The following is a 13,244-nucleotide window of genomic DNA, read 5'->3' as shown; positions in this document are numbered from 1 at the left end:
TGCATAAATTTGCAGGCAGTTTTTCTATATAAAAGGGGGAGTATTCAAATAATATGGGCTTACTTACGGTTATTCTCCTAAATCTACATCAGATTCTAGTTCTGCATCCGATTCTATTTCAGATTCTATTTCTGAATCTGATTCTTCAGAGAAAGAGTCATCAGCGTTTTGTTCTGAGTCAGGTTCAGATGCAGCGGGATCTTCCGTATCAAATTCTGAATCAGAATTTGGATCATCGGACTCTGATTCGAATGCTGGTTCCTCCTCTGTTTCAGAATCCAGTTCAGGATTCATTTCCTCTGTCTCATTCTCTGGAGTTGTTTCTGTTTCAGGTGGATTTTCTATGTTTTCTTGTTCACCCGATTCACCTCCGCAAGCAGCCAAAGTCAATGCGGTACTGATGGAAATCACACCTGTTAGAATTTGTTTCGTATTCATTCTCCATCTCCTTTCAACTTTTACTTCTCCTTTATCATAACAAGGGCTTGTATCAGAATTGTGGAAATGACATAACATCCAAATTACAAAAAAATGCCAAGCAAAATCGGGGGGCTATCTCGGTTAATCCACGTATTTAACGGCTATAAATCGTTTGATAAGGATGGATGTAGTATTACGCGAGGGGCTATTTTTGTAATATTGTAATCGAAATGTTTATTTTTTTGGAGCGAGAGAAAAATTAATCAATTTTTTAGCTAGTTAATGGAAAAAGGTATTACCATCGATGTAATCTGCAAAAACAGTGATTTACTTTTTGAAAGCATAAGGGACGGTTCGTGTACTTCCATCCTGAATGGAATATGAAGCACACGAACCGTTCCTATGTTTCTAAAGATAGTCCATGTAGCAAGAGTAGGTGCTTAAGATGTCTTTTGTTTATTCACTTTAAAACAGAGACTTGTTCGATTATTGACCTCATATTTTTTATAGAGGCTTTGTACATGTTTTTTTACTGTATTTACGCTAATAAATAATAGCTTTGCAATTTCTTTATTTGAAAGTCCCTGTTGTGCTAATTTCAGCACTTCCATTTCACGCTCTGTTAAGAAATCGATCTCTTTCTTATCTTGAATTTTTTCATCTAACCGTTGCCCTAAATACCGAGATAAAATCTCGAGACACATCGCTTCTTCTTGTGTAATGGTCGTATCTTTCTTTTCAGTGACAAAATCAACTAATCCAACAACTTTTGTTCCACTAACAAGAAAAATTCCCACATTATTATAAAATCCATATTTCTTCATAAAACAGTTATAAAAATCACTGTTTTCTAGTTCTCGTTTGGATTGAAGATCGAGAAGACTAATAATTCTTTTTTGGGGAATCATATTTTTTAACTTATGAGGCATTAACTTATCCATCTCCATATAATTGTTTAAGTAATCATTCGTAATGGACTCATCCGTGTTTAATGTGACTGGATTGTACAATTTATCCTTTTCATCACATAACCAGAAGTTCATTTGTTCATATCCAAAAAACCTTTCTAGAGCTAACAAAACATCTTTTCGAAAGTTGTTATCTGAAGTTGATAAATCATCCATGAAATAAAGTACCTTTTTATAGTTGTTATCTGTTAGGAGCTGTATACTCATATTATTCATTTTATTAGTTTTAAAGGGAAGGAACTTTCTAATGGTAAAAGTCTTACCAATAAATGTGACTTACACCACTAAGCAATCGCTAGGATTGGTATTCTAATAAAGGATAGTGCGGACGGTAGATAGAAATCATGATTTGTCATTTAAAGTACTTAAATGGTGAGGTAGAGATTGTTTATCTCCACCTCACCATTCAAAGTATGAAATGTGTTGGTCATTCCGTTTTCTGCTGGATCATGTCATAGTAACGTCTCCATAAAACATTTCTCAATCAGATTTTTTCACTAGCTGTAGCTACATCAACAGGGTCATCGATCGTTTTGCTTCTCTCTTGTGACTCAGCGATAAGGATTGATGCAACGACAAGAATCAATGCAATGATATCAACCGTTCTTAATGATGCTCCGTAAAAAGTGAGCGCTACTGCGGTTGCAGCAATTGGCATAACTGCATTTGCCATCCCTGCCGTACTGGCATTGATAGCAGGCATTGCGTAGAAGGTTGTCGAATAGGCTAACACCCATCCTAGTAAACTATACATGATAATTCCTCCCCAAGCAGAAGCGCTCTGGAAGATTGCTAAGTCTACAGAACTTAGTTCATATAGAGCCATCGGTAGCGTTTGTAATGTTCCAAAAAATGTTAGTCCAGCAGCTAATGTGAATGGAGGAAGTTCAACCGAGAATTTTTTTGCAAAAATAAAGAATAGAGAAATAGATAAAACAGCTAATAACATAAACATGATCCCTAAAGCACTTGCACCACTGTTAGCTTCTACACCTGCAATATTCATGATTAAAACCGCAATAACTGCTAAAACAATGGCTGAAACTTTTTTAAGTCCTAGTTTCTCTTTTAATAAGAAAAAGGATAAAATTAACACAATAGCAGGCGTAATACTACTAATAATACCTACCGAAATTGCACTTGCATGCGTCACCCCATAAAGTAAGAACACGGTATACAACGTGGCCGTCAACATAGCTTGAATAAACATACCATAATAATTTTTTAAACCAAGCTTGGTCCATTGTGTTTTTTCTTTTATAGTTGCAAGGGGTATTAAAATAACAGCTGCAATGGCAATGGTCATACATGTAAACAACCAAACGGGAAACGTCAACATCATCGAGTCTCCTAAAGGGATACTAGCACCGATAAACCCCATAGATAGAACGATTAACAGTACACCTTTATTCATGAAATGAATTCCTCCCGATTATTGTATTTTTAACTGACGACAAAGAATTTTATAAAGTCTTTCTTTGTTCTCCAAAGTCCGGTAAATCCATCAGTGAAGGAATAGGAATTTCCTTCTTCTAGTAACATAGTCTCTCCAGTATTTGTTTCAATTTCCGCTTCACCTTGGAGGACGTAAAATGTTTCATTTCCATCTACACCATAGGGCATTCCATTAGGATGTTCTTCACGTCGATGTTTCCAAAGCCCTGCGGCTAATACGCCGTTATCATCTTGCGTTTGACGAAGCCAGCTTACTTGGCCTATTTCCATTCCTTCAACGACGAAGGGTTCCCATTTATCGGGCGTTTTCCCTAAATTATAAACCGAAAATTGATCCTTTTTTAACATCATCTTTTCCTCCTTCAATCAATTAAACCGTTGTTTCGTTTTGAGATAATTTTCTTAAATACGCATATACTTTTCGTGTTGTCGAGAAGGCACTTTCAATTGCGCCATCAATGAAACCAGCCCAACCATTCGCATAGTCCGCTCCTGCGATAAATAGACCATCTTCAGGTCTTTGAAGTTCTGCTAAATAGTCTGATAGCTGATTATTTCGTTGCATTGGCCATGTTTCTCCAGCAAACTCATCCGCAACCCAATCATGTCCAGTACTTTCGATAACTTCAATATCCGGCAAACAGTGGCGTAAAGCTTCTTCAACTTCTACTCGATTTTCTGGGTCCAATTTAGTAGCATCAGGTCCAAATCCTACAATAATCCCATCGTCTCCGTCAGCGTATTCGTATTGAGCGTAATTAATAGGATAGTCAGCAGGCTGGAACAGTAGCATTGGTTCTGTAAGCCCTTTCACTTTTGCCCAAAATTTAACTCCCTTACTTGTTTGTCCTTCTGCACCGGCTTGTTGTTTCTTGATAGAGAGTGCTGGTTGATAGTCAATGCTATTAAGAATGTTTAATGGAAGGGTATTGATAACCGTTTTACCTTTAAAATGTTCACCATCTTTTGTTGTAACAGTATAGTTCTCGCCTGTTTTCGCAATCGAGGATACAACTTTTGAAAGAAAGATGTCTGTGTCTGCATCACTAGCTATCCGTTCAAGTAATTCCTTTGTACCTTTGGCTAATTTGAAGGAAGCGCAAATGTCCATCATTAACACCCAATTATAATTGGACAATGCTGCCCAACGGTATGTCTGTGAAATACCTCCTTCTTCAGGAGAACCATTAAAATTCAGTGCCCAGATACTATGCATAATGTCATATTCATCGGCTGTCAAATCCAATCGTTTTAACATATCTGTAACCGTTAAATGATCCATTTCTTTTAAGTTGTCTGCTTGCAAAGGTTTGTAGGGGAGGGGAAAATACTTCTGGCTGTCGGCTAATAGTTCATTCATCCCCTTATCCACAGAGCCGAATAATTCATCTATTGTTCCAGTATGAGCTTCGTTGTTCGAAATCCAATACGCCTTGTCTGGTACTGGGGAAGGGACTACATCCAATTGATAACGTGTAATTTCTGCCCAAACGTGTGGCTGAAACCAATGAACCCATGTTCCACCCATTTCTAGATTTCTTCCCATGCGATGGTCAAACCATGTTCTTCCACCTAAACGATCTCGTGCCTCTAAAATAACGGTTTTATAACCCTTTTGATTCAGTTCACGAGCCGCGGTTACACCAGTAAATCCTCCTCCAATAATGATGACATCATAGTTTCCATGCTCCATAGCAATCCTCCTTCAAAATAATTACAACTTTTATTATGGAGGAATGATCTATCATTTTATAGTATCCAAATGGACCATTTTAGAAAATTAAGAAAATTAGGTAAATTATTTTGTGGCAAAATTTGTATTAAGCTAAGGCCATCAAAAATCTTAAGCATATTTTTCTGAGTATAGACGATTGCAATAATTGTAACTATTTCAATTTGGACGTACAGAGGGAGTGGAAGATAATTGATGTACTTTATAACTTAAACTAGTTCTATTCGTGACTTCTAATTTTCTGTAGATACTTTGTAAATGTTTTTTGACTGTATTAATACTAATAAACAAGTTTTTAGCAATGTCATTATTGGTACATCCCTGTAGAACTAGTTGCAGCACTTCCGCTTCTTTATTCGTGAGTTTAAAGCTTTGTTTTAAAGGCGAGATAGTAAAGGGTTCAAGGGGTGTTAAATGATCATCGTGATCGTTACTATCCAATTTTTGCGATTCTGATAATTTTTCTGCTAAATGTCTTGAAATGATCTCTAGACACATGATTTCCTCGTTCGTGAAGTCCTTCTCGTTCTTAGATCTAACAAAGTCAATGGCACCAATTAATTCTGATCCGTTATATATATACATGGATATGTAATGGTGATAGCCATACCTTCTCATAAACTCATTGTAGAACGCGCTGTTTTCGTATTCTTTACGCGAAATTAGATCCTCTACTGTTAAAACTCGTTGATTGGAAATTTTTTGGATCACCTTATTGGGGACAAAATAATCTAATTCATAAAAGTTGTTTAAATAATCACTGGCTGCTTGGTTTTCCATATTTAATTCAACAACATTTGGAAAATAGTGGAATTGGTTACATAACCAGAAGTTAGACCTTTCAAATCCAAACACTCTCTCAAAAGAAAGAAGTACATCTTCACGAATGTTTGAACTACAATTAGTGAGCTCATCCATAAAAGTCATAATTTGCTGATACCTCTTTTCAGATAAGCTTGCCACAGAAGATTCGACCTCCTTTAATCATACTAAAATAATATATGGTACTTAAGTGTAATTGTATATGATCATAATATTTGCAATACTTAAAATTGTCAAATAAATTTTACGCCTCATGAGTTTGAAAATAAACGTAATTCCTTAACTTGAACAATTGGAGAGGAGAATTTAAATGAGCGAAACATTAAAAACAGTAAACCATCCATTAGAGCCATTAACGACCGATGAAATTTCAGTTGCAACAAATGTTGTGAAACAGGAGAAAGAGCTAACAGAAACATTTCGTTTTGTTAGTGTTAGTTTATACGAACCACCAAAAGATGTCGTTTTACATTTTAAACAAGGAGATTCGATTAAGCGGTCTGCCTTTTTAGTCATTTTAGATAACAAGGAAGAGAAAACATATGAAGTGATTGTCTCCTTAAATGATAGGAAAGTAACATCGTGGAAGCATGTACCTGGGGTTCAACCTACAATCATGGAAGACGAGTTAATGGAATGTGAAGCTGCTGTGAAGAATGATGCAGAAATGCAAGAGGCTTTTATGAAAAGAGGTATAACCGATTTTGATTTAATCATGGCAGATCCATGGTCAGCTGGTTATTTCGGTGTGGAAGAGGAAGAAGGGAAACGAATTGCACGGACGATTTGTTGGTTAAAAACGTCCAAACATGACAATGGGTATGCCCGACCATTATCAGGATTACATGCTTTTGTTGATTTAAATAAAATGGAAGTCATTAAAGTAGTGGATCATGGCGTCGTTCCGATACCTCCAAATGATGGAAAGTACGATGCTGAAGGCGTAGGGGAACTCCGAGATGATATTAAACCGTTGGATATCATTCAACCTGAAGGACCGAGTTTTACCGTAAATGGACATGAAATAAGTTGGCAGAAATGGAAGGTTCGATTTGGCTTCAACCCACGAGAAGGTTTGATATTGCACACCGTAACTTATACAGATAAAGGGGAAGAGCGTCCGATAATGTATCGAGCTTCTTTATCAGAAATGGTTGTTCCTTATGGAGATCCTAATGATCCAGTCAACCGCAATAATGCGTTTGATGTTGGGGAATATGGGGTAGGTATGCTAGCCAATTCATTAGAGCTTGGCTGTGATTGTTTAGGTGAAATCCATTATTTTGATGCAGTGCTAGCAGATAGTAAAGGAAACCCAGCAACCATTCCAAACGCAATCTGTCTCCATGAAGAAGACTATGGCATCCTATGGAAACATACAGATTTTCGAACAGGGAATGTAGAGGTAAGAAGATCACGTCGTCTCGTGTTATCTAGTATTTCAACGGTTGGAAACTATGAATATGGCTTCTTTTGGTATTTTTACCAAGATGGGAACATTGAATTTGAAGTAAAACTTACAGGCATCCTTCACACCAAAGCACTAGCCCCTGGAGAAACATCTCCATATGGTAATTTACTAGCACCACAACTAGATGGACCAAACCACCAACATTTCTTTAATATGCGATTAGATATGATGATTGATGGAGTTAACAATTCTGTTGTGGAAGTAAATACAGAAAGCGAGAAACCAGGAGAACACAATCCATATAAAAATGCATTTGTTGCAAAATCGACGACATTTAAGTCAGAAAGAGAAGCTACCCGAAATGTCAATGTAGAATCAGCAAGATACTGGAAAATTACAAATCCAAATAAGAAAAACATTGTCAATCAACCAGTAAGCTATAAATTGTTCCCAGGTGAAAATGCCGTACCTTATGCACATGAAGACTCGTATATCATGAAGCGAGCTGGATTTGTGCAAAATCATCTATGGGTCACACCATATAATGAGAATGAAAAGTACGCGGCAGGTGATTATCCAAATCAACATAAAGGTGGAGAAGGATTACCAAAGTGGGTACAACAAGATCGTGATATTCATAATAAAGACGTGGTGGTTTGGTATACAATGGGACATCATCATATTACTCGACCAGAAGACTGGCCAATCATGCCTACAGCATACATGGGATTCGCGCTAAAACCAGTAGGCTTTTTCGATCAAAACCCATCGATTGATGTACCCCCATCACAACCAAAACACGGAAAACATTGTTCCTATCATTAATGGGACACGGGGACAGGTCCCTTGTCCCACTAATGGTTGATAGATTCGAACAGGATTCTCCAAACCATTGCAAATTAGGGACAATAGGATGAATCAAGTATAAAGTGTTTCTAGGTAATGGAGACATGGAAAGAGGTAGGTTGAGAGCGATAATGGATACAATAAATCGATCTTGAAGGAGGAACTTCATGGGAATGAAAACTGGTTTTCTATATGATGAAAGTTATTTTTGGCATGACACCGGTAATGGGGCGTTATTTTTACCACCTGGTGGTTGGATTGAGGCTGATGAGCATGGAGAAAGCCCAAAAAGTAAGCGTCGCGTAAAAAATCTATTAGAAAGAACTAAATTTATCGATGAATTACACTTGATAAAGCCAAGACCAGCAACTAGAGAAGAAGTTGAACAAAATCACACCCGTTCTTATGTGGAGCGAGTAAAACAATTAAGTTACACAACTGGTGGGGATGGAGGTGAATTAGCACTTGTCGGTGTTGGATCTTATGAAATCGCACTTCTGTCAGCTGGTGGAGCAATTAGTAGTGTGGATGCAGTTATGGAAGGTGAAGTCCAAAATATGTATGCACTTACTAGACCACCAGGGCATCATGCGGAAAGAGAAATGGGAATGGGCTTTTGCTTGTTTAATAATGTAGCAATTGCAGCTCGTCATGCACGAGAAAAGTATGGGTTAAAACGGATTATGATTATTGATTGGGATGTCCATCACGGTAATGGAACGGAAGACTCCTTTTATGATGACCCTGAAGTTTTATTTGTGTCTTTACATCAGGAGTTTAACTTTCCACCAAATCGCGGGTATGCAGAACATGTAGGTGAAGGGGAAGGTAGAGGGTATAATGTAAATATACCTTTGCCTGCAGGAACTGGAAATGCGGGGTACTTACATGCATTAGAAGAAGCTGTCGTGCCGATAGCAGATCAATTTAAACCTGAACTCATACTTGTATCAGCAGGGCAAGATCCAAGTGCATTTGATCCTTTAGGACAGATGATGATGACTGCAGATGGTTTTGGAAAGATGACGTCAGTAGTTAAAAAGATGGCAGAAAAACATTGTGAAGGACGGTTAGTAGCTTGTCATGAGGGTGGATACAGTCCTGCCTATGTTCCGTTCTGTTCTTTACGAGTAATGGAGGCATTAAGTGGAGTGCAAAGTAAAGTAACGGAAGATCCGTACTATGGGCCCCTTGCAGGATTGCCTTCTGATATTTTAGCTAGTCACCAAAAGAAAGCAGTCGAACATGTTATAGAAGTTCAGTCAAATTATTGGAATTTTTGAGTGAATGATTTGGAGTCTATTTTATAAAGGTGGAATGTTTGATTGTTCATTTTTAATTTAGTTTTTATTCTAATGGTTAGTTTGGTCTGTATTGCCGGTGTTTATCGAGTGAAAGAAAATGTGAAAAAGTCAACCTTTCATACTCATATGATTGTAATGGGTGTAAGTTTGATAGCTTGTCTCACCTTTGGGACCGTATTAGGTGTGCTTATACATGATAATTTTGCTACCTCTACAATGATTGCAATATTAGTCGGAATTGCCATTGGATTTTTTGTCGGGAAACCATTTGGTCACGTCGTTGTACTTGGCGGTATGATTGAAGGAATAATGGGAGGCATGATGGGGACGATGACAGGTGCCATGGTCCATATGTCACCAAACCATACCTTATTTATCCTGTTTATGAATGGCTTATTCCTCAGTGTATGTATTTATATATTATGGTGCTTAAACCAAGCGGGACAAGGGGACAGGGCACTTTTCCCGGTGAAAAATGGGACAGAGGGACAGATGAAAATACAGTGAAGGGGGAGAGTGAAAACTCTTCCCCTTTTACATGGGGTAAACATTCCAAATCATAATCACCCAATTGGGCAATAGATAATATCAGAATTTTTTGAAATAATGAGAGCAACATTTATAAGGAGGAGTTATGTTATGAGTTATGATATTAAAAAACAAGTAGAGACACAATCTTTTGTACCAATCGAGGAATGGCCAACACTTGAGGAAATGGCTGATGGCTTTAGTGAGCATAGAATTCCACATAGTTCAGCACTATCAGGTAAAGCTTTTACACTCCATTTTGAAAATGATACTGTTATCAAACATGATTTTAAAGATGAAAAAACATTGGTTTGGACCATTTTAAAGGGAGAAGATAAAGGATTAACTGGAACTGATACCTATGAAGCCTTCGAAGTTCGCGACGGGATTTTCTTTGTTGATTTCTATAAGCCAGATTATGAGGAACAAGTATCACTTATTTGGAAATCGCTACATGGAAATGTCTTTGTGGCGGTATCAAGTTTTGTTGAAATTGACGGTAAAAAGAGAACGAAAACAGATTTCACTTCTGCTGTAATTGCTGGGGCACCAGGAAATAATCCAATTAATCCATCCTCTGACTTTGTTGGTAAACGTGTTCTTTATGAATATAGTTCGGATGATTGGTATGAACATGTATACCTAAACAAAGAAACGTTAGCATGGCATTGTGTAAATGGTGCTGAGAGAGGTTTGGCAGATGTTGAGAAATGTTTATTCTATCATCTTGATGAAGATTTAACGATTCTTTTCTGGACAGAAACTGTTATGCCTGTTGAGTCAATCGTGGTGGTTGATTTAAAAGAGATGCGATCTACAGGTCGTTTTTTTTGTTGGGATCCAGAACCAGAAAGAGTTGTGAGTCTAACTTTTGGATCACTTGCAACAGTTTTAAACGAGACACAGTATCCAAAAAATAAATGATCGTTGGGACAGAGGGACAGGGTACTTGTCCCACTAAAGGTCCAGTGAGGGCGGGACAGTAAACCTGTCCCCTTGTCCCACCTGTACATATTACCCAATTGGGTAATAGAAAGTTAGTTGAAAATAGTTGATAATGAACAATAGCATAGTGTTTTGTAACTTTTTAAATATCTCTTTGAAAGGGGAATGGCAAATGCAAAAAGTGGGAGATTTCACAGATCAACTAAACAAGAGTTACATAGGAGGTAAATGGGTAGATGGTCAAAGTGGAAGAACATATGACATCCAAGACCCATACGATGACTCGATTGTAACAACGGTTAGCTTAGCAAATAAACAACAAATTGAAAGCGCTTTTAAAGAGGCGGAAGATGCACAAAAAAAGTGGGCGAAAACCTCTGCAGAACAAAGGCGTAAAGTGTTAATCAAAGCGATTAATTATTTAGAAGACAATAAAGAAGAAATTACGCAATTAATTATCCGTGAAACAGGTGGAACAGGGTTAAAAGCGGAAGTCGAATTCGGCTTTGGTCTTAGTGACATGAAAGATTCTCTTAAAATGGTGGATGAAATCTATCAACCGAAAGATTACTCATCCCAGACCCCAAATAAACAAAATCGCGTCTATCGATTACCATTAGGGGTTATCACATCGATCACGCCATTTAACTTCCCTTTTAACATGGCAACAAGAACGATCTTTCCAGCGATTGCTCTAGGTAATGGTGTCGTGCATAAACCTGATGCGCAAGTAGGCCTTGTAGGAGGACAAATATTTGCAAAAGCGTTTGAAGAAGCAGGGCTGCCAGCAGGTGTCTTTAATTCCATCTTAACCGATGTACAAGAATGTGGGGATGAATTTTTCACGAACCCGCATACAGACTTTATTAGTTTTACTGGATCAACAGATGTAGGTAAACACATTAGTAAAGTAACTGGTGGCACAATGAAGCAATTAGCATTGGAACTTGGTGGGAACAATCCACTCCTTATCTTAGATGATGCAGATGTTGATCAAGCAGTAAACATCGCGACATTCGGTAAGTTTATGCATAATGGCCAAATTTGTGCGATTACCAATCGTATCATCGTTCACCGTAACGTCTATGATGAATTTGTGAAAAAATATGTAGAACGAGTGAAACAGCTACCAGTTGGGGATCCGAAAGACCCAAATACCGTTGTTGGACCTCTTATTAATAAACAACAAGCAGACAAAGTTATGGGAATGATTGAAAAAGCGAAAGAGCAAGGCTTAACAGTAGCAGTAGAAGGAGAGCGAAACGGTAATGTCATCTCGCCATATGTGTTTGTGGACGTTTCGAATAACTCTTCTCTTGCAAAAAATGAAATCTTTGGCCCAGTTGCACAAGTGATCCCTGTTGAAACGAATGAAGAGGCAATTCGTGTTGCAAATGATACGGACCGCGGACTATCTGCAGCGATCGTGACAAGTGATTTAGAAAAAGGTGAAAGACTTTCCCTTGAAATTGAATCAGGTACGACACATGTAAATGACATGCCAGCGGTACTAGAAAGTAATGTTCCGTTTGGCGGTGTGAAAAATAGTGGTGTAGGCCGATTTGGTTATGATTGGGTAGTAGAGGAGTTCACTACAACCAAATGGGTTTCGGTACAAAAAGAACAATTGCCCTATCCATTTTAATAAGAAGAAACTCCCTCTTCAACCGTTCAATGTGGTGTAGGGGGAGGCTTTTTTATAATAAAAAGTAGGACAAGTCCTCGGATTAAGAGGCTTGTCCTAAAATTTTTTAGAAGTTATGCAACATAGTCTTTTTTATCAATATCATTCGCTTCTTTTTTAATATAATATTTTCCTTTTGTAACAAGTGCCAGTACGACCGTTAGTATGGCAGCAAGGATAGCGGCGAAGAATGCTGCAGTGCTTGCCAGGAATGAGCCCATGAAACCTAAAGCTGCAACCGTTCCAAGTCCACTTGCAATAATCAGTGCTCCAACGCCAACTGGATTCCATTTAAATAAATGGTCCTGGCGAGCTTCGTAATAACCAGGTCCAATTTTTAACAGTTTCTTCACCACAACAGCATCTGTCACTAAGATGGTTGCCCATGTTAATAGAAACACACCTTGAAATGTCATAACGGCTTCTAGGTGATTCACAATGTTTAGAAGCATTAAGACGATAGCAGATACACCAGTAATGACTACCCAGAAACGTCTACCAGGCTTGAATTTAAATATATTTTCAAAAAATGTTGATAAGGACAGCGAACCACTATAAATATTTGTCACGTTAATTCTAATTTGAGTTAACATGGTGAATAAAGCTCCCCAAATCCCAAGTAGCAACACGATATACACACCAGGGTTTGGTTCTCCAAGACGAACACCAAACCAAATACCGAGACCACCCATTACACCAAAACAAAAAATCTGAGGGATAAATCCGATCGCAAAAATCCCAATTTTTGTATCTTTTGGTTTTAAAAAGCGAGCATAGTCTGAGGCCAAAAGAGGGGTTAATCCCATAATGCCATGTTGCATGCCAATACAGAGTAATAGTGCCGAGCCTCCAACTTGTACTCCTTCTGGCATGTAAGACCAAAAACTTCCATCATAACTAGAAGGATTCATCGTAGCCACTACAATTGCAGCGATTAGAAAAACGAAGAATAAAGGCAATGACCATTTCTGTAGCTTGTCTAGTTGCTTAATACCGAACCAATTTAATTTCCAAATGCGTGGTCTAACTCCACCGTCTTTAGACGGTATCAGCTTTTAGCCCTATCTTTTGATGTCCATACTTAAGTTATGAGGTGAATAAAAGTATGGACGGATATAAGAAGAACAGT

The 13,244-nt window shown here is 37.9% G+C and carries 11 protein-coding genes and 1 pseudogene; 5 read left to right on the top strand and 7 right to left on the bottom strand.

All coding sequences use genetic code 11. The features are described 5' to 3' along the window. Window positions 1–69: 69 nt before the first annotated feature. The 6 genes from FCI53_RS13300 to FCI53_RS13275 all read right to left on the bottom strand — a co-directional run bounded on the left by FCI53_RS13300 (window position 70) and on the right by FCI53_RS13275 (window position 5,538). Window positions 70–438: a hypothetical protein gene (locus FCI53_RS13300; protein ID WP_138419561.1), complete on the bottom strand. Its 369-nt coding sequence runs from the start codon at window positions 436–438 to the stop codon at window positions 70–72. Between the two features lie 422 nt (window positions 439–860). Then, window positions 861–1,595 (bottom strand): response regulator transcription factor, encoded by a 735-nt coding sequence (locus FCI53_RS13295; RefSeq protein WP_171038174.1) that lies wholly within the window; start codon window positions 1,593–1,595, stop codon window positions 861–863. Between the two features lie 277 nt (window positions 1,596–1,872). Then, window positions 1,873–2,802, bottom strand: coding sequence for a DMT family transporter (locus FCI53_RS13290; protein ID WP_138419559.1), 930 nt, complete (start codon window positions 2,800–2,802; stop codon window positions 1,873–1,875). Window positions 2,803–2,831: 29 nt separating this feature from the next. Continuing rightward, window positions 2,832–3,194 carry a cupin domain-containing protein gene (locus tag FCI53_RS13285; RefSeq protein WP_138419558.1) on the bottom strand — a complete coding sequence of 121 codons (363 nt, stop codon included), beginning with the start codon at window positions 3,192–3,194 and terminating at the stop codon, window positions 2,832–2,834. A gap of 19 nt (window positions 3,195–3,213) precedes the next feature. After that, entirely contained in the window at window positions 3,214–4,536 is a 1,323-nt protein-coding gene (locus tag FCI53_RS13280) for a flavin monoamine oxidase family protein (RefSeq protein WP_138419557.1), read from the bottom strand. Between the two features lie 198 nt (window positions 4,537–4,734). Next, entirely contained in the window at window positions 4,735–5,538 is an 804-nt protein-coding gene (locus tag FCI53_RS13275) for a LuxR C-terminal-related transcriptional regulator (RefSeq protein WP_138419556.1), read from the bottom strand. Window positions 5,539–5,707: 169 nt separating this feature from the next. Here FCI53_RS13275 and FCI53_RS13270 point away from each other — a divergent pair, with 169 nt between their 5' ends. The 5 genes from FCI53_RS13270 (at window position 5,708) to FCI53_RS13250 (ending at window position 12,076) form a co-directional block, all read left to right on the top strand. Further along, window positions 5,708–7,633 carry a primary-amine oxidase gene (locus tag FCI53_RS13270; RefSeq protein ID WP_138419555.1) on the top strand — a complete coding sequence of 642 codons (1,926 nt, stop codon included), beginning with the start codon at window positions 5,708–5,710 and terminating at the stop codon, window positions 7,631–7,633. A 188-nt stretch (window positions 7,634–7,821) separates the two neighbouring features. Next, on the top strand, window positions 7,822–8,937 hold the full coding sequence (locus tag FCI53_RS13265) for a class II histone deacetylase (RefSeq protein WP_138419554.1): 1,116 nt from the start codon (window positions 7,822–7,824) through the stop codon (window positions 8,935–8,937). A gap of 42 nt (window positions 8,938–8,979) precedes the next feature. After that, window positions 8,980–9,465 (top strand): hypothetical protein, encoded by a 486-nt coding sequence (locus FCI53_RS13260; RefSeq protein ID WP_138419553.1) that lies wholly within the window; start codon window positions 8,980–8,982, stop codon window positions 9,463–9,465. Window positions 9,466–9,597: 132 nt separating this feature from the next. Then, window positions 9,598–10,410, top strand: coding sequence for a molybdenum cofactor biosynthesis F family protein (locus FCI53_RS13255; RefSeq protein WP_171038173.1), 813 nt, complete (start codon window positions 9,598–9,600; stop codon window positions 10,408–10,410). 193 nt (window positions 10,411–10,603) lie between these two features. Then, window positions 10,604–12,076: an aldehyde dehydrogenase family protein gene (locus tag FCI53_RS13250; protein ID WP_138419551.1), complete on the top strand. Its 1,473-nt coding sequence runs from the start codon at window positions 10,604–10,606 to the stop codon at window positions 12,074–12,076. A gap of 113 nt (window positions 12,077–12,189) precedes the next feature. On the opposite strand, the pseudogene FCI53_RS13245 reads toward FCI53_RS13250, so the two are convergent. Next, window positions 12,190–13,122: pseudogene (locus FCI53_RS13245) on the bottom strand (purine-cytosine permease family protein); the annotation flags it as partial. Between the last annotated feature and the right edge of the window lie 122 nt (window positions 13,123–13,244).

Origin of the sequence: Aquibacillus sediminis, from assembly GCF_005870085.1 — a bacterium.
Taxonomy (GTDB): domain Bacteria; phylum Bacillota; class Bacilli; order Bacillales; family Amphibacillaceae; genus Aquibacillus_E; species Aquibacillus_E sediminis.
This window is presented reverse-complemented; position numbering and strand designations above follow the sequence as displayed.

Coding starts and splice junctions, on each gene's coding strand:
- FCI53_RS13300 (WP_138419561.1), bottom strand. CDS start 438: ATGAATACGAAACAAATTCTAACAGGTGTGATTTCCATCAGTACCGCA.
- FCI53_RS13295 (WP_171038174.1), bottom strand. CDS start 1,595: ATGAGTATACAGCTCCTAACAGATAACAACTATAAAAAGGTACTTTAT.
- FCI53_RS13290 (WP_138419559.1), bottom strand. CDS start 2,802: ATGAATAAAGGTGTACTGTTAATCGTTCTATCTATGGGGTTTATCGGT.
- FCI53_RS13285 (WP_138419558.1), bottom strand. CDS start 3,194: ATGATGTTAAAAAAGGATCAATTTTCGGTTTATAATTTAGGGAAAACG.
- FCI53_RS13280 (WP_138419557.1), bottom strand. CDS start 4,536: ATGGAGCATGGAAACTATGATGTCATCATTATTGGAGGAGGATTTACT.
- FCI53_RS13270 (WP_138419555.1), top strand. CDS start 5,708: ATGAGCGAAACATTAAAAACAGTAAACCATCCATTAGAGCCATTAACG.
- FCI53_RS13265 (WP_138419554.1), top strand. CDS start 7,822: ATGGGAATGAAAACTGGTTTTCTATATGATGAAAGTTATTTTTGGCAT.
- FCI53_RS13255 (WP_171038173.1), top strand. CDS start 9,598: ATGAGTTATGATATTAAAAAACAAGTAGAGACACAATCTTTTGTACCA.
- FCI53_RS13250 (WP_138419551.1), top strand. CDS start 10,604: ATGCAAAAAGTGGGAGATTTCACAGATCAACTAAACAAGAGTTACATA.